This is a genomic window from Cloacibacillus sp. (genome assembly GCF_020860125.1).
Classification (GTDB): domain Bacteria; phylum Synergistota; class Synergistia; order Synergistales; family Synergistaceae; genus Cloacibacillus.
Genome location: NZ_JAJBUX010000013.1, coordinates 1 through 20,944, shown reverse-complemented (window position 1 = coordinate 20,944; position 20,944 = coordinate 1). Strand labels below are relative to the sequence as shown.

Below are 20,944 nucleotides of genomic sequence, written 5' to 3'. Positions count from 1 at the left end.
GCCGACGATGGTCGCCTGCGGAACGCCGCTGATAAACAAAAAGGCCTGCGACAGCTCGATGTGGATATCCTTCGTCATGAACACCGTGGCGCTGGTGCTCTCCGTGCTGATGCTGCTCTGCTGGAAGCCCTTCTATACGTCGGTGGCCGGCGGCTCCGTTATCCCCACGCTGACCTCCTGCCGGGAGATGGGTATCGGCTGGCTGACGGTGATGTACGGGATGTGCCTGCTGCTGTGCCTGATCTCCACCGGAGTCACGACGACCTTCGGCTTTGTGGCAAGGTTTGAAAAGCTGCCGCTCTTCCGCGGCATCTCCTCCTCGACGGTCAGAAGCGCCATCGTCGCGGCTTTCATCATCGCGCTCTCCATGGGCATCTCACTTGCGGGGCTGACCAACATCATCAAATACGGCTACGGATACTGCGGCTATTATGCCATCGCCGTCGTCATCATCCCCTTTATGACGGCCGGCATCTATAAAAACAGAAAATTCCTGGAGGCCAACCCGGAATACCGCGGCTCTTCAATATCGGAGAGATTCCTGCGGATAGGCGAAAAGATCGCCCCCGAGCGGGCGGAACCCGGAAAAGTGGAATAAAAGACAAGTTTTTGAAAGGACTGGTTACACATGGAAAGAACATTAATTCCCGGCTATACCATCGGGACCGACGCCTATGACGATATCGTGAACATCTGCGCCCAATATGGAAAGAAGACCGCGATCATCGGCGGGAAGCAGGCGCTTGCCGCCGCGCGGGATAAAATACTCCGGGCCATCGACGGTTCATCCATCGAATCTTTAGGCTGTTTCTGGTATGGCGGCGAATGCAGTTATGAGAACGTGGACATGCTGGAACCGCAGGTGCGGGAGGCAGACATGCTCTTCGCGGTCGGAGGCGGCAAAGCCATCGACACGTGCAAGGTGCTGGCGCACCGCACGGGACGGCCCTTCTTCACCTTCCCCACCATCGCCTCGACCTGCGCCTCGTGCACAAGCCTGGGGATAGTCTATAACCCGGACGGGAGCCTGCGGGACTATTCCTTCTCCAAGGTGCCACCCAGCCATATCTTTATCGACACGCAGATCATCGCCGACGCTCCCGACCGTTACCTCTGGGCCGGGATGGGCGACACGATGGCCAAGTGTTATGAGTGTACGATCTCCTCCCGCGGAGACACACCATCGCATTCCGACGCCATGGGCATCGCTCTCAGCCCCATGTGCTCCGCGCCGATCCTGCGCTGGGGCGAAAAGGCCCTCGCGGACTGCCGCGCCGGACGCGTCACCTACGAGCTCTCCGAGGTGATCCTCAGCATCATCGTCTCCACCGGCCTTGTCTCAAACTTTGTACAGGTGGACTATACGACCGGCATGGCGCACGCGATCTACAACGGCTTCACCGTGCTGCCGAGCACGGAGGCAAATCATCACCTTCACGGCGAGGTGGTCTCCTTCGGCATCCTGGCGATGCTCACCGCCGACGGGCAGTTTGACGAACGCGACAAGGTCCTGCGCTTCAGCCGTTCCATCGGGCTGCCGACGCACCTAGCCGATATCCACGCGTCGCCCGCCGACCTCCCCGCCGTGGCGGAGAAGGCGCTCGCGGGAATCGACGTGCGGAAATACCCCTACGAGGTCACCAAAGATATGATAATCTCCGGAATTATGGAGCTGGACGAATACAGCGGCCGGACAAAATAACCGGCGGAAAGCAAAACGACAGAAACCCGATTACGCGGCAGGCGCCCCCAAGATGAGGGGCGCCTGCTCTTTAGTTTAAGGAAACGCTTCCGCTAAAGCGATACGACGTTCTCTTCCAGAACGATATCCTCGTTTTTCAGCTCGGCGAGCACCGGTTCGTATATCTCGGGAGACATCGGGACATGCAGTCCCGGCGTCTTTATCCGGCCCTCAAGGATGAAACGCGTCGCGATTGCCGGAGGAACGCCCGTGGTCCGCGAACAGGAGGTCCATTTTCCGGGGATGCCGTAATCTATCAGCACGGAATTATACTGTTTCGTGCTTCCGTCCGGGAAGGAGGCGACGATCTCATCGCAGAGCACGACGAGATCCCTCTCGTCCGGGGCGAAATTCAGCTTCTCGGCAAAGAGGTACGAGACCACGTCCCGTGCCGAGGCGCTCGCGAAGGGCAGCGGCCTGTCGTCGAAGAAGCCGAGCCAGCCCATGCGCAGGACGAAGGCGGACCAGCCTTTGAGGTCGAAGCGCCTGCAAAGGGCCTCCTTAGCCTCCATACCCTCATAACCGCACTGGCGGGCCGTAAAGCCGGCAAAGGTCATTCCCTCCGTGTTCTGCGGCTCCGTTTCAAAGAAACCGATCTGATTCATGTAACATATAGTTTCACACCAGCTCTGGAAGCGCAGCGTGCCGCGGTATATCGATTCGGCCTCGGGGATATTGTAGCTTTCCCTGTAGACGGTCGAATCGGCGTTGGCATAGGCCTCGAAAACGCCGAGCCGCGGCACTTCGTACAGGAAGGCATGCTCGTATGTCTCTCCGTCCGGCCAAAGTATCTCTTTTCCATCCTGTAAGATCTTCGCCGTCCGCTTGCTGGCCCCGATGAGGCTGGAGGGCGACCACGAAAGCTTGTACCCCCACGGGTTAGTGTTCGATTCCAGCGCCGGCAGCGCGCCGCAGAGGGAGCGGAAGGAGCGCACCCTGCCGCCCGCCGCGTGGATCTCGTTGATATTCTGCGACGCCGACATATGGTCGATGCCGGGGTCCAGCCCAAGCTCCGCGACGAATATCAGCCCCGCCTCCCTGATCTCGTCGGCCATGGCGCGCGTCTCCTCTGTGAGGTAAACGGGATGTACCACATTGACCCGCTTTTCAAGACAGGTACGCGAAGCCCCGGTAAGAAGCTCCGGCGGCAAAAACAGGGCGGCGACCTCAGGGCGGTACTTATCTATCAGCGCCCCCGCCTCTCTTGCCACGTCCGCCTTTACCGTTTCGACCGCCGGAGAAAGCGCGGAGATGGCCTTCAGGTTTTCTTCGGACACATCGGCGACGACTATTTTGCAGCTGCCTTTGCGCAGAAGATAATCGACATACGGGGCGGAGATTCGCCCCGCACCCAACAGCAGTACTGTTTTCATAGAGAACACTCCTTTGTTTTATCTGCCAGCCAGGCCCCAGTACGGTCTTGTCACGCCGATCGAAGCGGCTACCATTCCCATCAGCGTGATAAAATCAAATACCGGCCGCCCGACGGCCTCTCTTATTGACTGGGCAAACGGCGGCAGATCCGTGCATTCCAGGACGACGGCTCCCGTTTCGGGATGCTCCGCGATCCCTCTTTCCACCGCGGCCACAGTATCCTTCGCGATCCTCCCAAGGTCGACCGGCTCTTCCGGAGCGGTAAATATTTTGTTCCACTCGGGAGATTCTTCCATCCCCAGGATATTGACCCTCATCTCTTTTGTGATCCCAACGGCGGCAAGGTGCTCCCCGCGGAGCGCGCTCTTCTTCGCCGTCAGCACGGCGACGCTTCTATCCGCCGAGATCATCTTATGAACAAACGGCACCTGTAACAGGCTCGACGAGAAGACCGGCACCGGCAGAGCCGAGGCAAGCTCCCTCTGAAAGATTGCGTTGAAGCCGCAGCTGGTCGTTATGGCCCGAACTCCGCCGGCGATGAGTCCCTTCGACTCCTCTATCATGCGCCGCAGCACCTCGCCGCTGGGATTCTCCAGCACCGTTTCAACATTGGCGCCTTTGATCCGACAGAAATGCACCGGAAAGGGATATGAATCGGGGTTAGTGCTGTTGCCAGCCAGAGACTCAAGCTGCATAAGCCCCTTCGGCACATGTCCCTCCTCCCAACATAGGACCGCGATCTCGGCCTTCATCGCTTCCATATCTTCGCCAGCCCTACAGCATCGTTACGCCGCAGATGACAAAAAGCACCTCGCAGAAGAGCGCGATAGCCAGCGCATATGGCAGCTGCGTCGCCACGTGGTCCATGTGGTCGCATGAGGCTCCGAACGAGGACAGACAGGTGGTGTCGGATAGCGGCGAGCAATGGTCTCCGAAAAGACCGCCGCCCATGATCGCGGCGACCGTTACGACGACGAGATTGTTTACCTCTCCGCCGGATAGTCCGAAGGCGATGGGAATGGCGAAGGGAACAAGCAGCGCGTAGGTACCCCATGAGGTCCCCATGAAGAAAGAGATCGCCGCTCCCGCCGCGAATATTATCGCCGGCAGCATTGCCGGGGTCATCCAGTGCCGCGTAAGCTCCAAGACATACTGCTGCGCCCCGAGGCTCTTCGATATCGTGTTGATGCAATAGGCCAGCGCGAGGATAAAGATCGCCGGAAGGACCGCCTTGATGCCCATCGTCCCCGTATCGATGAAATCCTTTATGCTCCGGTAATATCCGCCCGCAGCCATGACGACGGACTGATAAAGGACGACGGAGATAAACGCTTCAAGAATCTTGACGCCGCCGTAGATGAAGAACGAGCCGACCGCCACCGTTATCAGAATAAGGACCGGCACGACGAGGTGGATCACCATGTGCGTCCCCTTGCCCGGTATCGGCTGGATAGAATTAAATTCGTCCCCCATAAGAGGCGTGGAGCCGGGGCGTATAACCTCGCCGGTCTCGTCGGCCCGCCGCATCGCCTTTTTCATCGGGCCGAATGGCGGAAGTATCTGGAAGGCAAAGAGGCCGCAGACGATGACGGCGGCCAGTCCATAGAAGTTGAAGGGGATAGAGCGGATAAAGAGGGCCATTCCCTGATCCGCCGTCTCAATGGGGCCGTGCCCTTTGAGAAGTCCGGCCATATAAACAGCCCAGGCGGAGATCGGGGTTATGGTGCAGAGCGGACCGCTCGTCGAGTCGAGCTGGTATGCGAGCATCTCCCGCGGGACTTTATACTCGTCGGTTATCGGCCTCGCGATCGGCCCCGTGAAGAGCGGGCTGAAATAATCGCTGAAAAAGACGAACAGCGCGACGATCCAGCCGAAGCCGTAGGCGGCGCGGCGGCTCTTAACCATCTGCCGCCCCCATTTCGCCACGCCGCTGATAACGTCGGCGCGCAGGTAGTTGGCGATCATTATCCCCATCACGACCTCTATCATCACGACCCAGATGAAGTCGGCATTGCCGAGCGCCGCCTGGAAAAGCTGCGCCAGGCCGAACGCCGGGTTATAGAATCCCGCGACCATCACGCCGGATATACATCCAATAAGCAGAGAAAATACGGCGTCCTTTGTTTTGAACGCCAGAATCAAAGTAATGAATACCGGTATTAACGAGATTATTCCCTTCGGTGCTATTTCTCCCATATTGATTGCTCCTTTCATTCATGTCACATACTAACCTTCAAACGCGCCCTCGCGCCCGCCGCCGCAAATAAATCCAAACCTCCTTTTTCTAAATGCATGTGTAAATAAATTTTTTAATGCATGCATTAAAAAATACTATTAAACTACCGCCTTGTCAAGCTTAATATAAATATTGCCCAATAGTTCCATGCATTGAACATTGTTTTCTAATTAATAACAAATTCAAGAACATCCCAAAGGCTGCCGCGCCGCTTATAACGGCGGCGGGTACAAAAAGGCCGCGCCTCCATAGCGGGGACGCGGCGCGGTTATCCTGTAAGAGAGCTGGGAATTTATCTAAGCAAAAGTTTTGAAAATGTCGTCTGAATGTGCCGGCGCATCAGCGCTCCGGCCTCCTCCGGATCGTGCCTTTTTATGGCGCCGATGATCGCGGCGTGCTGCTGCGGTGTCTCGTGCACGATCGCGATATCGGAGGCCCGGTAGAAGCTGTCAAAATAAAAGACGTAGATATTAGAACGCCAGAACATGTTGCGGACCCATTTTTCGATATAGGCGTTGTGGGAAAACCTCGCTATTGAGAGGTGAAAATCTTCGTTGATGCTGGCCCAGAGCTGTTTATCGTTTTCTTCAAACGCCTTGGTATCTTTGCTGAGAATTTCCTCCAAAGCCTCCGTCTCTTCCGCCGTCACAAGCTTTGCCGCGAGCTCCGCCGCCGCGCCCTCGGCGACCTGGCGCGCGGTAAAGACCAGTTCCGCGTCGTGCGGCGTCGGAAGGGGAACATAACAGCCCTTTTTGGGAGATTTATTGAGAAAACCCTCGGAGACAAGAAGGCCGAGAGCCTTATTGACGGGAGTGCGGCTCATGCCGAGTTTAGCGGCAAGGTCCAGTTCGAGCAGGAAATCACCGGGATTGAATTCTCCCGTGAGTATGGCGTTTATGATAAATCTATAGGCACGCTCTTCCGCGTTATCCAATTTGTGTGCTACCTCCCAGACAAATATAACGGCGCCGACATTTTATCGCAGCGGCATAAAACGGCAGACGAACGCCGTTATTTTAACACATCGGCCAACGATTGCAAAAAACGCCGCTCCATAGGGCCGCCGCGGTCAGGATTACCGGCGGTCGGAGGCCAGAACGGCGTAGAAGGAGAGGTCGCAGATCCCCTGATTGTTCCGGTCCACTTGACGCATCGTACCCTCGTATTTCATCCCGCAGCGCTTCATCACGCCGCCGGAGGCTGTGTTGCGCGGATCGTGCGCCGCGACCACTCTGTTGGCTCCGGCCTCATCGATCATAAAATCGATGACCGCCCTCAGCGCCTCGCCCATGTATCCCCTGCCCTGCCATCTTCTGCCCAGGCTGTAGCCGACCTCCACGGAGTCCACCGTCTCGTCGCTCCAGAAGACGCCGATGTAGCCCACCGCGCCGGAATCGGAGCCCTTCTCTTCGATGGCCCAGTGATAATAATCCACCTCGCCGTAGCGTTTTACGCAGCCTGCCAAGAGTTCGCGGCTCTCTTCGACGCAGGTATGGCTCTTCCATCTGAGAAACTTCGTCACCTCAGGGTCGGAGGCCCAGTTTTTGAAGACGCTCTCCGCGTCCGCCTCGACAAACCGGCGCAGTATCAGCCGTTCGGTCTCCAGTCTCTTCGTTCCCCGGTGTTTCATTCCTTCGTCTCTCCCTTCATCTGCTCCTCGAACATGCGTTCCAGCTCATCTTCGTCGGGCGAGAGGCCGGACGGCATCTCGAACGGCAGCTCGGGGCCGCTGAGCCGCTGCGCGAGCCGGGTGTATCTTGTGCGCGTGCGGTCGTTTTCCACGGCGATGCGGAGGGCCTTTTTCGCTCCGACGATGACGACGAGTTTTTTGCCCCGCGTTATCGCCGTGTAGAGCAGGTTTCTCTGCAGCATTACATAGTGCTGCGTCAGCAGCGGGATGATGACGGCGGGATATTCGGAGCCCTGCGATTTATGAATCGAGACCGCGTAGGCGTGGACAAGCTCCTCCAATTCGGCAAACTCGTAGTTTACGGGACCGGTGTCCATCTTCACCGTGACGCGTGATTCCTCGCCGTCGACCTTCGTTATCGTGCCGATGTCGCCGTTGTAGACGTCCTTGTCATAGTTGTTCTTTATCTGCATCACCTTGTCGCCCTCTTTGAAGACCCGCTCGAGACGCTGCACGGAGGCTCCCCCGCCGCCGTTGAGTATCTTCTGCAGCTCCATGTTGAGCCGTTTGGTGCCGACGTTGCCGTTGTGCATCGGCGCGAGCACCTGGATGTCGCTCACAGGATCAAAGTTGAAGCGGTTCGGGATGTTTTCGGCGACCAGCTTTTTTATCGTCTGGAGCACCTTGTTCTCGAAGATTTTTTTGTATTCCTCTTCGCTGATATTTTCTTTATCAATTCGCGGCTCGATGAAATAAAAGTCCGAAAGTTCGAGGCTCTGGTCCTCCGGCAGGATCGGCATCAGGCCGTCGTTGACGCGGTGGGCGTTGACGATGATGCGGCTTTCGCGCCCCTGGCGGAATATCTCCCGCAGCATCACCACGGGGCAGACTCCCGAGTCTATCATGTCTTTAAGGACGTTGCCCGGCGAGACCGACGGCAGCTGATTGACGTCACCGACAAAGATGAGCGAGGCGCCGCGCGGCACCGCCTTGAGCAGATGGTGAAAGAGTATCTGGTCGATCATCGAGGCCTCGTCGATGATGAGAAGGTCGCACTCGAGGGCGTTAGTCTCATTGCGCATGAAGGAGCCGCCCGTTCCAGTGCTGCCGACATATTCGAGCAGGCGGTGAATCGTCTTCGCCTCGTGTCCCGTCGCCTCGGTCATACGCTTCGCGGCGCGTCCCGTCGGCGCGGCGAGCATAACGCGGAAGCCGCCATCTTCACGCATGCGGAGCACGGCGCGGATGATCGTCGTCTTTCCCGTTCCGGGGCCGCCCGTTATCACCATCACCTTGGAGTTGACGGCGGTGATGATCGCCTCGCGCTGCGCCTGGGCGAGCGTAATGCCCATCTCGCGCTCCAGCCAGGGCAGCATTTTATCGCAGTCGACGCACTGGCTGTTGTAGGGCTCGTTTATCAGCAGCCGTAGGTTCCTCGCGGAGCTCACCTCGGCGTAATGGAAGGCGGGCAGGTAGACCGCCTCCTGTTCCTTGCCCTCCCGGTCGTCAAACTTCTCGACGATGATCTCCTCGGCCAGCCGCGCCTGTTCGATCCCTTCGCGCGCCATTTCAAGCTTGACCTGCAGGGTCTGCGCCGAATGGGCGGCGAGTATTTCGGCGGGGGCATAGACGTGCCCCTCGGCGATCAGCTGGTTCAGCACATGCTGGACGCCGGCGCGGACCCGCATCGGCGAATCGGTTGAGATGCCCAGCTTCTGCGCGATCCGGTCGGCGATCGTGAAGCCGATGCCGGGGATGTCGATCGCCATCCGGTAAGGGTTGTCTTTAAGTATTACAACAGTCCCCGCGCCGTACTGGCGGAAGATGCGCATCGCGTAGCCGGTGCCAATGCCGTAGCTCTGGAGAAAGACCATCACCTCGCGTATCTCGCGCTGTTCGCGCCAGGATTCCGCGATAGTCTCGGCCTTGTTTTCGCTGATGCCCTTTATCTCCGCGAGACGCGCCGGTTCATCGTCAAGGATGGGGATCGTCTCTTCGCCGAACTTATCAACGATCTTCTTCGCCATCGCGGGGCCGATGCCGCGTATGAGGCCGGAGCCAAGGAATTTTTCAATCCCCGTCACCGTCGCGGGCAGGGTGGATTCGCACTTGTAGATGTGGAACTGCATGCCGTACTTGGCGTTTTCCTCCCAGCGCCCCTCGAGGGTCAGCATCTCACCCTGCGCGGGCTCCGCCATGACGCCGACGGCGGTGATGAGGTCGGCATGGTCGCGCACGCTGAGGCGGAGAACGGTATAGCCGTTCTCCGCGTTATGGTAGGTTATCCGCTCGACCTGCCCCTTGAGCTCGATCATGAGGACGGGCGAGATTATTACATTATCTTCTTTTTCAGCCAACCGCCGCTCCTATTTTATGTACCTTATCTTGCCGTCGACGACGGTGAGCCCCGTCTCAATATCAAGAAGCTCGTTCTCCGTCACAATGAAGGGGTCCTCCATGAAGGCCACCATGTCCGCCGCCTTGCCCGGTTCGAGGGTGCCGTGCCATGAAAGCTCGCCGCAGATGTTCGCGCCGCCGCTGGTGTACATGGAGAAGGCCTCCACGCGGTCAAGGCACTGCGATGGCATCCAGCCGTGCTCAGGTTCGTTATTGAGGTCCTGCCGCAGGATCGCGGCGCGGATGCCTACAAAGGGGTTGAGCGGCTCCGTCGGCGCGTCGGAGCCCGCGCCCACGGGGATGCCGGAATTTATCAGGGATTTCCAGGCGTAGCTCCAGCGCGCGCGCTCCGTATCGAGGCGGGAGATGACGATCGGCCAGTCGGAGGTGACGAAGGCCGGCTGAATGTCCGCCATCACGCCAAGCGCGGCCATGCGGGAGTAGAGGTCCGCGCCGCCTACCTGGCAGTGGACGATACGGTGCGCGATCCTGCTGCCGGTGGCTCCGTTCGCCGTCTCCACGGCGTTGAGGCAGCGTTTGATCGCGCCGTCGCCAATCGCGTAGAAGGCGACCTGCATCCCCGCCTCCTGCGCCCGCTGGACGAGACGGTTCAGCTCGCCCTGCGAATGGGCGTATACGCCGCGGTTGCCGGGGTCGTCGGAATATTCCTCACGCAGCGCCGCGGTGCGGGCTCCCAGGGTACCGTCGACGTGTATCTTCAGCGGGCCGGAACGAAAGTAGCGCCCGCCACGTTTGTTGTTTCCGTTTTCAATGAAGGCCGCGAGCTCGCCCTCGTCGCGCAGGTGCCACTGCTGCGCGATGCGCAGAGGCATCTTCTCCTCTTCCTCCATAGATTCGTAGAGGTCGAATACCCCCTGCGTGCGTCCGACCATCTCAAGGTCGTCCGTCTGCACGGAGGTAATGCCGTAGCGTATCATCTTTTCCGTAGCTAGGTCGTACCAGTGGCGGAGCGTCTCGGCCGAATGTTCCGGGATGTTCATGCGCACCCAGTTGACGGCCGCTTCGCTGACGACGCCGTTGGGCTCGCCCTTTTCGTCGCTGTTGATGATGCCGCCGGAGATCCTGAATCCCGCTCCGATCTTCAATATCTCAAGCGCCTTGGTGTTCAAAGCGGCGATATGACCGCAGGAGCGCTCGAAGAAGAGCGGTATCTCGGAAGAGATCAGGTCAAGGTCGAAGCGGTTCGGAAAACGCTTCTCCGCCATGCGGTTCTGGTCCCAGCCGCGCGCGAAGAACCAGCCGTCGGCCGAGATGGCGTTCTCCGCGAGAAAATGACGTCCCTTGCCGATCATCTCGTCTATCGAACGCGCATCGCTGAGGTCGAGAGTCTCCAGACTGCGCCCCGCCGCGAGAAGATGGTTATGCGTGTCGGTGAAACCGGGCATGATGTAGCGTCCCTTCATGTCGAGGACCACCGTCTTGGTGTCGCACTTCGCAAGTATTTCCTTGTCGGTACCCAGCGCCTCAATGACGCCGCCGCGCGCGAAGATCGCCTGTGAACGCCCCGGGTAGGCCATCGGGTAGATCACGCTGTTTATCAATGCTATCGAGTCAGTTCTGATGCTCTCTGCCATTTTATGAAAGATTCCCGTCCTCTTATATTCTTACAGCTCTCTGATAAGCTCCGCGAGCGTGCGCGCCCCGAAGCCGGAGGCTCCCTTTACATAGTAGCTGTAAGGTGCCTTCACAAAATCCGCCGCCGCGATGTCCAGATGTGCCCAGGGAATATCTTTCCCGACGAAGGCCTCAAGGAACATCGCCGCCGTGATAGCGCCGCCGTAGCGGCCGCCGCTGTTGACGAGGTCGGCGCAGGGGGACTTTATCTGCTTGCGGAGGTTTGGATCGTTCATCGGCAGCTTCCAGAAGCGTTCGCCGCTTGCCTCGCCGGCCTTGAGCACCCTTTCGCCCAAACCGTCGTCGTTCGTGAAGAGTCCGGCGGTAGTCGTACCCAGCGCCACCGCGCAGGCGCCCGTGAGCGTGGCGATATCCACAATCATGTCGGGCTTGAGCTCAGATGCGTAAACGAGCGCGTCGGCCAGCGTAAGGCGCCCCTCCGCGTCAGTATTGTTTATCTCAATCGTCTTGCCGTTGCGCGCCCGCAGGATATCGTCGGGACGGTAGGCCCTGCCGCCGGGCATGTTCTCCGCCGCGGCGATGATGACGCTCACCTTCCAGGGCAGCTCCAGCTTCGCCGCCGCGCGCAGCGCTCCGAGCACCGCGCAGGCGCCGCTCTTGTCGCCCTTCATCGTCGTCATGAAGTCCGCCGGCTTTATGTCGAGGCCGCCGCTGTCAAAGGTGAGCCCTTTGCCGACGAGGGCGATGTGCCCCTTCGCCGCGCACTTAGGCTCGTAGGTGAGGTGTATGAAGCGCGGCGGGTTCGCGGAACCGCGGGCCACTGCGTAATAGGCGCCCATATTTTCCCTCTGGATGCGCTCCTCGTTCCATATCTCGCAGGAGAGGCCAAGCTCGTCGGCAAGCGCCGCGGCCTTTGCCGCGAGCGCCACTGGACTGATCACGTTGCCCGGCTCGTTCGCGATGTCGCGCGTCCAGCACTGGGCCTCCGCCATGATCTCGCCGCAGGCGATCCCCTTCTCGCAGCCGTCGACGATGACGATCGTCTCGGGAGCCGCGAATCTGTCCTTTTCATCCTTCTCGAGGTATTTGCGAAAACGGTAACCGGCAAGCACCGCGCCCTCGGCCGCCGCGCGTGCGCGTATCTCGTCCTGCGGACGGGCCATCGTTATCGAAAGGGACGTAAGTCCTTTTGAGGCCGCCGCGCGGGTCACGCGAAAGGCCGCCTCGCGCACCGCCTCCGCAGCGCTCTCCTCCTCGGAGCCTGTGCCCGCGAGGACCACGCAGCGGACGTTCTTATCCGCGAGCGGAATGACGAGCGACGAACCGGCCTCGGCGTGGAACTTCTCATTCACCACCACCCGGCGGCAGAAGTCGCGCATTTCCCCGCGGAGCGGATCGAGAGAGAGCGACTCTGGGTCGCCCTGCTGCAAAATAATACCTATCGCCGGAAGAGACTCGGCGTTGAAATTTTCATCCTGTGTCCTGACCACCATTTATATTTCCTCCTGAATCAACCGCTTTTTTATGCGTTTGTGTTTATCATATCACTAATAAAATATTATTGCATATTTTTTTACATAGTACAGCGGCATTTGCACAAATTTTTCAATTTATGTATAAACTTAGGTAGTAAAAAAATCCGCTGTTGCCCTTCCATCCGCAGCTGCCGTTTTTTACTCATTTCCCCGGCAGGCAATTTCAGGTATAATGCCAAAGTTACCCGGAAGTGTTTACGTTTTATGGAGGAATCGATATGACAAAAAGTTACGACGCGATAATAGTGGGTGCCGGCCCAGCGGGGCTTTTTGCCGCGATGGAGCTTGCCAATAATGGGAAAAAGGTCGTCGTCATCGACAAGGGCCGCTCCATTGAGAGCAGAAAATGCCCCATGAAGCTCGGCAGCCCGGAGTGCGTCCAGTGCCGCCCCTGCAACGTCGTCTGCGGCTGGGGCGGGGCCGGAGCCTTCAGCGACGGAAAGCTCACCCTTACGCCCGAATTCGGCGGGAACCTCGAAGAATACTGCGGCCGTGAAAAACTGCTCTCGCTGATCGACGAGGCCGACGAAATGTATCTCCGCCACGGCGCCAGCAAAACGCTCTTCGAGCCGAGCGGCGAACTTGCGAAACGGGTGATCGCGCGCGCCCTGCAGGCAGGGCTTGACATCATTCCCGCGACAATCCGCCACATGGGGACAGACCGCTCCAAATATATCCTCGGCGCGATGTACGAAACCATGAAAGACAACTGCGACGTGATGACGGGCACGCCCGTCGACCGCGTGCTGCTCAAAGCAGACGGCTCCGTCGCCGGCGTGGCGCTTGAGAACGGCAAAGAACTCATCTCCGACTGTGTGCTGCTCGCCCCCGGACGCGAGGGCGCGGCCTGGATGGAGCGCACCGTCCACGCGCTCGGCCTTGAAATAGAATCTCTGCCGGTGGATATCGGCGTGCGCGTGGAGATCCCCGCCGCCTGGGCAGAGGACATCACCGACCAGTTCTATGAAATCAAGGCGATCCTCGACACGCCGACCTTCGACGACCGCGTGCGCACCTTCTGCATGTGCCCGCACGGAGAGGTGACAACGGAGTTCCAGAGCCACCACAACATCCTCACCGTCAACGGACACTCGAACCGCGAGAACGATAAAAAGACGGGCAACACCAACTTCGCGATCCTCGTATCGACTAAGTTCACCAAGCCCTTCAAAGACCCCATCGGCTACGGCAGCCACATCGCGCGCCTCGCCAACATGCTCGGCGGCGGCATCATCGTGCAGCGCCTCGGAGACCTCCGCAAGGGACGCCGCTCGACGCACGAGCGCATCGCGCGCGGCCTCGTCACGCCGACGCTGACAAGCGCCGAGCCGGGAGACCTCGCCTGCGTGCTGCCCTACCGCCATCTCGTCGGCATCACCGAGATGCTCTCGGCGCTCGACCACATCATCCCAGGCATCAACGGCAGCCACACGCTGCTCTACGGCGTGGAGGTCAAATTCTACAGCCTCAAGGTCGCGCTCGACAAAGGGCTTCAGACCTCGATAAAGGGGCTCTATGCCGCCGGAGACGGCGCGGGAGTCACCAGAGGCGTCATCCAGGCCTCGGCCAGCGGACTCTGGGCCGCGCGCAGCATCCTCAGTAAATAAAAAGACCGCGCCGCGGAGGCCGACATCCTTGCGGATGACGGACCGCGGCCCTTTTTTTATAATAGAGACGGAGAGGAGGCGGAGAAATTGAAACCGCAGAGAAAAAAACAGCTCTTATTCATCTATGAAGTTATGCTACCGGTGCTGGCGCTCTTTTCGCTCTTTACCCTCGTGGCGCTGGGAGCGGCCTACTTCCACCCGGAAAAACAGCCAATCTTCATATTTGTCGCCGACCACCTCATCTGGACTATCTTCGCCGCCGATTTCTGCGTCCGCCTCTGCTTCGCCAAAAGTTTCCGTGATTTTATCGCCGCGCACATCTCCGAGTTTGTGGCGGTGCTGCCGATATTTCCCCTTATAATGCTCAACTACGCCTTTGAACTGCTGAAACTGGAGGACACCTCGTCGCTGCTGATACAGATTGTCTTCTTCATTAAATTCCTCGCCTACCTCGGGCGCGCCTATACGACGCAGAGCCGCTTCTTTAAGACGAATCTGCTCCACTATACCGGCGGCGTCACAATGGTCTCGATCGTCGTCGCGGCGCTGCTCTTCTCAAACTTTGAACATATCAGCTACGGCGACGCGATCTGGTTCTCCTTCGTGACGGTCAGCACCACCGGCTACGGCGACATCGTGCCGCACACCGAAGCGGGCCGCGTCGTCTCCGTTTTCCTGATGGTCATCGGCGTCGCCTGTATAAGCTCCTTCACGAGTATCCTCGCCGGACGCATTATGAACAACTCTGGGCCCAAACAGCGCAACCCGCACCTGGCCGCCGTCGAACGCCAGATACGCCGCTTCTCGCTGCTCTCGGAGGACGAGGTCGAGGAGCTCTGTCTCGTTCTCAAAAGCCTCAAACACCACCAGAAGATCGACGCCGCCGGCATCAAAGAAAAGATCGAAGCCTTCAACGCCGCGGAGGATGTCGACGTCCGCTGGCACAACCTGCCCTTCGTAAAATGGGTGCGTACAAAATTCGCCGGCCTCATGACGGACGGCCTCGAGGTGGAGGCGCGCATCGCCCAGAAAAAAGACGAAGAGGGCGGCGAGATGCCTGATTATACGCCGGCATCCCACGCGGAGCCGGATCAAAAAGAGGCTCCGAAAAACAGCCCGGAACCTCCGAAACAATAACGATTTTCCCTGTATCAAAGAGGTAGCGTCAGGCGGCCGCTACCCTACAGTTTTATTACCCCCAGCGCGTTGAGGAAGATCACCAAAATAAGCACCGGCGTCACATAGCGCAGCAGCACGCGGATAAAGGCGGTTCGTCCGTCGTTACGGAGCATGCCGTGGTTGCTGAGTTCGTCGAAGAGGTCGGCCCGCTTCATCACATAGCCGGTAAATATCGCGATACAGAGGCCGCTGATCGGCATCGTCACATTTGACGAGAGATAGTCGAACAGATCAAAGAACCCCTTGCCGAAGAGGGTGGCCGCGCCCAAGTACCCAGTGCCGTCCGCGGAGCAGGCGGCGAGTATGCCGACCGCACCGATTATTACGCAGTTGATAAGCGCGGACCTCCTGCGCGATATATTGAACTCCTCCGCCATCCAGATCGTAGGCACCTCGACAAGCGAAAGCATCGCGCCGTTCGCCGCGAAGGCCGTCAGCAGGAAGAAGGCGAAAAGCAGCACCTGCCCAAAGGGCATCTGTGAGAATACCAGCGGAATGGTTATGAAGAGCAGCCCCGGTCCCGCTCCCGGTTCCACGCCGAAGGAGAAGACCGTCGGAAAGATCGCAAGCCCCGCGAGCATCGAGACGCAGATATCGGCGACCGCTATTTTGAGCGGTGAGAGGGAGAGGTCGGCGTCGTCAGTGAAGTATGAACCGTAGGTGATCATCGTCCCCATACCAAGGGAGAGCTTGAAGAAGGCCAGCCCCATCGCCGCGAGAACGACACCCGACGTCACCTGCTTAAAGTCTACGTGGAATAGAAAATAGAGGCCGTCGGCGGCCCCCGGCAGCGTCAGGGCACGGATGACGCAGACTATCAGCAAGAAAAAGAGCGCCGGCATCATCACCTTGATGGCCCTCTCGATCCCCTTCGCAACGCCGAGGGAGATTATCGTCCCCACCACGGCGAGTACGAAAACCTGCCAGAATATCGGCGCAAGCACCGTCGAGGAGAAAAAAGAGGCCTTCGCGCCGCCCGCGCCGATCGTCAAAGCGAAGAGGGCCTCGGCCCCCTCCTTCGTGATATCGGCGAAGGCCCCCGTCGCCGCCTTGTATGTATAGCAGTAGACCCAGCCGGCGACGCAGCTATAGAAAAACATAATTAAATAGGAAGATGCCGCGCCGAGAAAGCCGATGCCCGACCAGGGGGTACGCGGGTTTCCCGTGAGCCTGCGGAAGGCGCCCACCACATTCAGGCGCGAGCGTCGTCCGATGACGAATTCACTGATCATGGTCGGGACGGCAATACAAAAGACAAAAAAGAGGTAGATCACCAGAAAGGCCCCGCCGCCGCCCGTACCGGTCATATACGGAAACTTCCAGATATTGCCGAGTCCGACGGCGGAGCCGAGGGCGACCATCAGCGCCGCCAAAGTTGAACTGAAACCATCTCTCTTATTACCTGTGGACATAAGGATCTCCCCTTCAGCAATGGTGATACATCATAAATAAAAAAAGAACCGGGTTTGATCATTTAATTTTACACCAAACACGGTCCTTTAGCATCATAAAATATATTAATATGACAAAAATACTTTTATGATAGAATTTTTCCTCTATTCAAAAACCTTTGTCACGTAAGGCGACGTCGAGGCGGAGAGCATCGCCGTGTAGTCGGGGCGGAAGGTGAGGATATCGCCGACCAAAAGGTCTGGGCGCTCCTCTATATCGACGAGCATATGGTCGCTGGAGGCCGTAATGATACGCACGCCCTCGTCGAGCGGCGTAAGCCCCGATATATAGACATCCTGCTTGCCGATCGCGAGGATGCCGCGGCGGCGTTCGCCCCTATCCTCAAAATGCGGAATGTTGCCGAAGGCGTCGTGTCCGATCTCGCCCACCGGCAGGGTAGGCTTCCTCCGCACCTCGACGAGTTCAGCCTCTATCTCCATAGTATCCTGCGAAAGCCCATCAAGGACCATGCCGAAAGAGGTATCGCGGCCAAGCAGCAGCGCCTCGCCAAGCCGCAGATTGTTGATGGCCTTTGGCAGCATGCCGCGCCGCATCATCACAAAAGAACAGGTGCCGCCGCCGGAATAGACGGAGAGCGGACGACCCAGCGCGGACTCCATCGCCGCGCCGCAGGCGGCAAGCTCCGCGAGATTTTTGGCGGAGGGCAGCACGCCGCTCGCGCAGGAAAAGTTGGCGCCGACGCCGGCGATCTTCATCCTGCCGGTGAATTTCGCCAGTTCCGCCGCCGTGCGCGCCGCATCTCCAAACCAGAAGCCCTCGCGCAGGTCGCCCATATCAAACATGACGACGCACTTCACCTCCCGCCCCCTTCTCTCGCAGATCTCAGAGAGCGCCTTAAGCGTCCCCATGTCGGAGATGAGCGTATAATCGCAGAGGCTGACAAGCTCCTCCAGCTCGGAGCGCATCGGTATGCGGATCAGGGCGTATTCAAGCGCCACCCCCGCCTCGCGCATCCTGCGGATGTTGTCGAGGCGGCTGTCGGCGATCACCTTTATTCCCGCGGCCTCAAAGGCGCGCGCAACCTCGGGAAGGGCCGAGACGCCCTTCGAGACACCCCAGATGCCGACGCCGTGCCGGGCGCACTCATCTACGAGACGGCTGGCGTTTTCCCTGATCCCGTCAAGTTTCACCCTTAAAAGCGGGTATCTTATCTCTTTCTGCTCCAACGGCATCAAACATACCTCCCGGTGAAAAATTACCAAATCACAGCGGCGGATTATACATCCTTGGATAAAACTATCCACTCTGTGTTAATATTACAGCATTATATATTAATTTATTTAAGGAGGCACCATGATGAGCACTCTTCCGATAAACCCCGGCATCACAGACGTGGTAAAGGCATACAAATTCCTCCGGGGGCGCGTGCGCCACACCCCCACCGAATACTCGCACGCTCTGAGCGTGAAGGCCGGAGCCCCCGTCTATCTCAAACTTGAAAACCAGCAGCTCTGCGGCTCCTTCAAGCTGCGCGGCGCGCTCTACAAGATGAACTCCCTCACCCCGGAAGAGCGGGCGCTCGGCGTGGTGACCTGCTCGAGCGGCAACCACGGACAGGGGGTGGCGATGGCCGCGCGGGAGCTACGGATAAAGACAAAAATATTCGTCCCCAACGCCTGCCCGGAGACGAAAAAAGAGGCGATCCGCTGGCGCGGCGGAGACTTCGTGGAACTTGTCGTCGCCGACGGCGATTATGATTTCACCGAGAAGACGGCGCACGAATACGCGGCGGCGCACGGCGTCACCTACGTCTCCTCTTTCGAGGACGCGGCGGTCGTCGCGGGACAGGGGACGGCGGGCTTTGAAATGTTCACCGACGAACCGGATATCGAACTGCTGTTGGTGCCCGCGGGCGGCGGCGGGCTGATGAACGGCGTCGCCATCGCCGCGAAGGCGCTGAATCCCGACGTCGAGATCTGGGGCGTCCAGACCGACACCTCAAATCCCTGGGTGGTCTCCTGGGAAGAGGGGCGCGTGAAAGAGGTCGAATATGGCGAGACCCTCGCAGACGGCCTCGCCGGCGGCATCCCCCAGAGCCTCCTCTCGCTCGCCAAGCTCCGCGTCAAGGGGATACTGGAGGTCACCGAGGCGGAGCTCGCCTCCGCGATCGCCTTTATGCACCGCGAACAGCATATGGTCATAGAGGGAGCGGGGGCCGTGGGGATCGCGGCGCTGCTTGCCGGAAAGGCCCCCGTCAGGGGACGTAAGACCGGCATCGTCATCTCGGGCGGAAACATCGACGAAACCAAGCTGCTCAAGGTGCTCGCGGAAAATAACTGATCACCTTCGCGGCAGAATATTGCAGCACGCCGCCCCGGCAACAAAAGGGGCGGCTTTTTTGCGCTTCTTACAAATCGACACATTGATTCTTTTGAATATATTGTTATAATATAGTCACATTGACATCCGTCAATACAATATGGTGATAAAAGGATTGGTGTGCGAGGATGCCGGATATAAGGGAATCGGTAAAACAGGCCTACACGGAGGCGGTGGAATCAGCTCCGCGCGGCGTGGAACTGAGCGATATGAGCGCGGGCAACTACGATGAAGAGCTGCTGCGGGAGCTGCCGGTGCAGAGTTTCGGCTGCGGCAATCCCATCGAGGCGGCGCTGCTCAAGCCGGGCGAGCGGGTGCTTGATCTCGGCAGCGGCGCGGGGCTGGACCTTCTTCTGGCGGGAAGGCGCGTAGGCGCGGCGGGGCATGTCTACGGCCTCGACATGACGCAGGCGATGCTCGATAAAGCGAGAAAGAACATCGACCGGCTCGGCCTGAAAAATATAACGCTGCTGCGCGGCTACATCGAAGATATCCCCCTTCACGACGGCGGCGTCGACGTGCTGCTCTCAAACTGCGTGATAAACCTCTCACCCGACAAAGACAGGGTCTTCCGCGAAGCCTTCCGCGTCCTCACGCGCGGCGGCCGTTTCTGCGTCTCGGACGTCGTGCTGCTGAAAAGGGTGCCGGAGAAGCTCAAAGAGAGCCCCGCCGCCTGGTCCGGATGAGTGGCTGGCGCTCTTCCGGCGGAAGAGTACGGAGAAAAGCTCAAAAAGGCGGGCTTCACACAGGTCCGCGTGACAGTGACCAAACCGCATGAGATAAACATGGAGGTCGTAAAGAGCAGCGTCATGGATCTCACCGAGGCGGAGATGAAAGATATTGAGGGCGTCTCCGCGAGCGCTCTCATCACCGCGGTAAAACCGTAACAAAAAATCTGGGAGCCATTTTTTACGGCTCCCAGATTTTTTATCTTGCCTTTTCTCCGGCGCTCCTATCCGATCGACGGCAGCAGCGGTATCTTCAGCTCAGGCACAGGCCCGAGGACGTCCTTCGTCGCGTCGAGCTCGATGTCGAAGAGGGCCTGCGTTATCCGCATCTGCGTGAGATTGTCCGTCTCATAGCTTATAGAAAAGCGGCGGTAGCCAAACTTCTCCGCGAAGAACGAGAGGTTTGAGCTCTCGCGCCCTGACAGGGCCTGAAACGACTTATAGAGAGACTCCATGAAAGCCGCCTCGTTGAAGAATGGATCTTCATTGACGAGCAGAAGCACCTTGCATTCGTCCACAAGGACATTATCGCTCCAGATATCGCAGAGCGTGAGCCCTGCCATCAGCCCGGGATATTGGTGAAGCAGCGGCAGCACCGAATGCTCGAGCATCTCGGAGTAAGAGAACACCATCGTGAAGCCGAGCTCCAGCCCGCCGTTGCGCCCCGGATCGATCATATTCTGGCGCGCCATCGTTCCCACATTTCCGCTCTGAAAGCTGCGCAGATAGAGGAATTCGCTCTTCATCTCGAGCGCAAGCCCCGCGAGGCTGCCAAGGAGAGGATCGTAGAGCCTGTTCACCGTCACCGGCGAATAATCTTTGCCATAAGGAACCCACGGCGCGATGTCAAGGTCAATGTTTTGGTCCCAGTATGGGAGTACGGAATTTATCATCAGCCGCAGCCTCCTTTTTTTATTATTTGGTAAGATTATAACATCACCGGGCGGCGCGGTAAATTGCCGCGTAAAAATAGAAGTGACAAACACGTCAATAATAGTCAGAAACAAAACGATAAACGGCGATTTTGCTTTTGACTTCGCTCTTGTAGCCTCCCTCTCCGAGGCGGCCAGAGAACCGAAATCTTTGATTTCGTGCGATTCGGCTGGTAGTTACATCAGAGGTGTCGGCC

The 20,944-nt window shown here is 58.6% G+C and carries 17 protein-coding genes and 1 pseudogene; 7 read left to right on the top strand and 11 right to left on the bottom strand.

Annotation, left to right across the window (positions count from 1 at the left end; all coding sequences use genetic code 11):
- Both LIO98_RS01590 and LIO98_RS01585 read left to right on the top strand, forming a co-directional pair.
- Positions 1-598 (top strand): annotated as a pseudogene (locus LIO98_RS01590) (hypothetical protein); the annotation flags it as partial.
- Positions 599-628: 30 nt separating this feature from the next.
- Positions 629-1,702, top strand: a complete 1,074-nt coding sequence (locus tag LIO98_RS01585) for an iron-containing alcohol dehydrogenase family protein (RefSeq protein WP_291952661.1) — start codon at positions 629-631, stop codon at positions 1,700-1,702.
- A 92-nt stretch (positions 1,703-1,794) separates the two neighbouring features.
- Here the strand turns inward: LIO98_RS01585 and LIO98_RS01580 are convergent, their stop codons facing one another.
- The 8 genes from LIO98_RS01580 to LIO98_RS01545 all read right to left on the bottom strand — a co-directional run bounded on the left by LIO98_RS01580 (position 1,795) and on the right by LIO98_RS01545 (position 12,467).
- Positions 1,795-3,114 carry a saccharopine dehydrogenase family protein gene (locus LIO98_RS01580; protein ID WP_291952659.1) on the bottom strand — a complete coding sequence of 440 codons (1,320 nt, stop codon included), beginning with the start codon at positions 3,112-3,114 and terminating at the stop codon, positions 1,795-1,797.
- A gap of 18 nt (positions 3,115-3,132) precedes the next feature.
- Complete coding sequence (locus LIO98_RS01575) at positions 3,133-3,867, bottom strand: aspartate/glutamate racemase family protein (protein ID WP_291952657.1); 735 nt, start codon at positions 3,865-3,867, stop codon at positions 3,133-3,135.
- Between the two features lie 22 nt (positions 3,868-3,889).
- On the bottom strand, positions 3,890-5,311 hold the full coding sequence (locus tag LIO98_RS01570) for a Na+/H+ antiporter NhaC family protein (protein WP_291952655.1): 1,422 nt from the start codon (positions 5,309-5,311) through the stop codon (positions 3,890-3,892).
- Between the two features lie 332 nt (positions 5,312-5,643).
- Positions 5,644-6,285 (bottom strand): GntR family transcriptional regulator, encoded by a 642-nt coding sequence (locus tag LIO98_RS01565; RefSeq protein WP_291952653.1) that lies wholly within the window; start codon positions 6,283-6,285, stop codon positions 5,644-5,646.
- A 141-nt stretch (positions 6,286-6,426) separates the two neighbouring features.
- On the bottom strand, positions 6,427-6,981 hold the full coding sequence (locus LIO98_RS01560) for a GNAT family N-acetyltransferase (RefSeq protein ID WP_291952651.1): 555 nt from the start codon (positions 6,979-6,981) through the stop codon (positions 6,427-6,429).
- The gene (locus LIO98_RS01555; RefSeq protein WP_291952649.1) at positions 6,978-9,338 is read right to left on the bottom strand and encodes an ATP-dependent RecD-like DNA helicase; all 2,361 of its coding nucleotides are present in this window, start codon (positions 9,336-9,338) and stop codon (positions 6,978-6,980) included. The genes LIO98_RS01560 and LIO98_RS01555 overlap by 4 nt, the downstream gene beginning before the upstream one ends.
- A 9-nt stretch (positions 9,339-9,347) precedes the next feature.
- Complete coding sequence (locus LIO98_RS01550) at positions 9,348-10,973, bottom strand: amidohydrolase (RefSeq protein WP_291952647.1); 1,626 nt, start codon at positions 10,971-10,973, stop codon at positions 9,348-9,350.
- Between the two features lie 30 nt (positions 10,974-11,003).
- Positions 11,004-12,467, bottom strand: coding sequence for a leucyl aminopeptidase (locus LIO98_RS01545; RefSeq protein WP_291952646.1), 1,464 nt, complete (start codon positions 12,465-12,467; stop codon positions 11,004-11,006).
- A gap of 260 nt (positions 12,468-12,727) precedes the next feature.
- Between LIO98_RS01545 and LIO98_RS01540 the strand changes: the two genes are divergently transcribed.
- Both LIO98_RS01540 and LIO98_RS01535 read left to right on the top strand, forming a co-directional pair.
- On the top strand, positions 12,728-14,116 hold the full coding sequence (locus tag LIO98_RS01540; RefSeq protein ID WP_291952643.1) for an FAD-dependent oxidoreductase: 1,389 nt from the start codon (positions 12,728-12,730) through the stop codon (positions 14,114-14,116).
- Between the two features lie 87 nt (positions 14,117-14,203).
- Positions 14,204-15,253: a potassium channel family protein gene (locus LIO98_RS01535; RefSeq protein WP_291952641.1), complete on the top strand. Its 1,050-nt coding sequence runs from the start codon at positions 14,204-14,206 to the stop codon at positions 15,251-15,253.
- Between the two features lie 44 nt (positions 15,254-15,297).
- Here LIO98_RS01535 and LIO98_RS01530 read toward each other — a convergent pair whose 3' ends face one another.
- Both LIO98_RS01530 and LIO98_RS01525 read right to left on the bottom strand, forming a co-directional pair.
- Positions 15,298-16,707, bottom strand: a complete 1,410-nt coding sequence (locus tag LIO98_RS01530; protein ID WP_291952639.1) for a sodium-dependent transporter — start codon at positions 16,705-16,707, stop codon at positions 15,298-15,300.
- A 144-nt stretch (positions 16,708-16,851) separates the two neighbouring features.
- Positions 16,852-17,940: an alanine/ornithine racemase family PLP-dependent enzyme gene (locus LIO98_RS01525; protein WP_291952637.1), complete on the bottom strand. Its 1,089-nt coding sequence runs from the start codon at positions 17,938-17,940 to the stop codon at positions 16,852-16,854.
- Positions 17,941-18,064: 124 nt separating this feature from the next.
- Between LIO98_RS01525 and LIO98_RS01520 the strand changes: the two genes are divergently transcribed.
- The 3 genes from LIO98_RS01520 to LIO98_RS01510 all read left to right on the top strand — a co-directional run bounded on the left by LIO98_RS01520 (position 18,065) and on the right by LIO98_RS01510 (position 19,974).
- On the top strand, positions 18,065-19,048 hold the full coding sequence (locus tag LIO98_RS01520; protein ID WP_291952635.1) for a threonine/serine dehydratase: 984 nt from the start codon (positions 18,065-18,067) through the stop codon (positions 19,046-19,048).
- A 167-nt stretch (positions 19,049-19,215) separates the two neighbouring features.
- Positions 19,216-19,773, top strand: a complete 558-nt coding sequence (locus LIO98_RS01515) for a methyltransferase domain-containing protein (RefSeq protein WP_291952633.1) — start codon at positions 19,216-19,218, stop codon at positions 19,771-19,773.
- Positions 19,774-19,974: a hypothetical protein gene (locus tag LIO98_RS01510; RefSeq protein WP_291952631.1), complete on the top strand. Its 201-nt coding sequence runs from the start codon at positions 19,774-19,776 to the stop codon at positions 19,972-19,974.
- A gap of 65 nt (positions 19,975-20,039) precedes the next feature.
- Here the strand turns inward: LIO98_RS01510 and LIO98_RS01505 are convergent, their stop codons facing one another.
- A complete protein-coding gene (locus tag LIO98_RS01505; protein WP_291952629.1) occupies positions 20,040-20,708 on the bottom strand; it encodes a hypothetical protein in 669 nt (222 codons plus the stop codon).
- Positions 20,709-20,944: the final 236 nt, after the last annotated feature.

Excerpts from the sequence above, each read along its gene's own strand:
- LIO98_RS01520 (WP_291952635.1), top strand. The coding sequence starts at position 18,065 with ATGAGCACTCTTCCGATAAACCCCGGCATCACAGACGTGGTAAAGGCA.
- LIO98_RS01570 (WP_291952655.1), bottom strand. The coding sequence starts at position 5,311 with ATGGGAGAAATAGCACCGAAGGGAATAATCTCGTTAATACCGGTATTC.
- LIO98_RS01525 (WP_291952637.1), bottom strand. The coding sequence starts at position 17,940 with ATGCCGTTGGAGCAGAAAGAGATAAGATACCCGCTTTTAAGGGTGAAA.
- LIO98_RS01550 (WP_291952647.1), bottom strand. The coding sequence starts at position 10,973 with ATGGCAGAGAGCATCAGAACTGACTCGATAGCATTGATAAACAGCGTG.
- LIO98_RS01585 (WP_291952661.1), top strand. The coding sequence starts at position 629 with ATGGAAAGAACATTAATTCCCGGCTATACCATCGGGACCGACGCCTAT.
- LIO98_RS01580 (WP_291952659.1), bottom strand. The coding sequence starts at position 3,114 with ATGAAAACAGTACTGCTGTTGGGTGCGGGGCGAATCTCCGCCCCGTAT.
- LIO98_RS01530 (WP_291952639.1), bottom strand. The coding sequence starts at position 16,707 with ATGTCCACAGGTAATAAGAGAGATGGTTTCAGTTCAACTTTGGCGGCG.
- LIO98_RS01540 (WP_291952643.1), top strand. The coding sequence starts at position 12,728 with ATGACAAAAAGTTACGACGCGATAATAGTGGGTGCCGGCCCAGCGGGG.
- LIO98_RS01560 (WP_291952651.1), bottom strand. The coding sequence starts at position 6,981 with ATGAAACACCGGGGAACGAAGAGACTGGAGACCGAACGGCTGATACTG.
- LIO98_RS01515 (WP_291952633.1), top strand. The coding sequence starts at position 19,216 with ATGCCGGATATAAGGGAATCGGTAAAACAGGCCTACACGGAGGCGGTG.
- LIO98_RS01545 (WP_291952646.1), bottom strand. The coding sequence starts at position 12,467 with ATGGTGGTCAGGACACAGGATGAAAATTTCAACGCCGAGTCTCTTCCG.
- LIO98_RS01505 (WP_291952629.1), bottom strand. The coding sequence starts at position 20,708 with ATGATAAATTCCGTACTCCCATACTGGGACCAAAACATTGACCTTGAC.
- LIO98_RS01575 (WP_291952657.1), bottom strand. The coding sequence starts at position 3,867 with ATGAAGGCCGAGATCGCGGTCCTATGTTGGGAGGAGGGACATGTGCCG.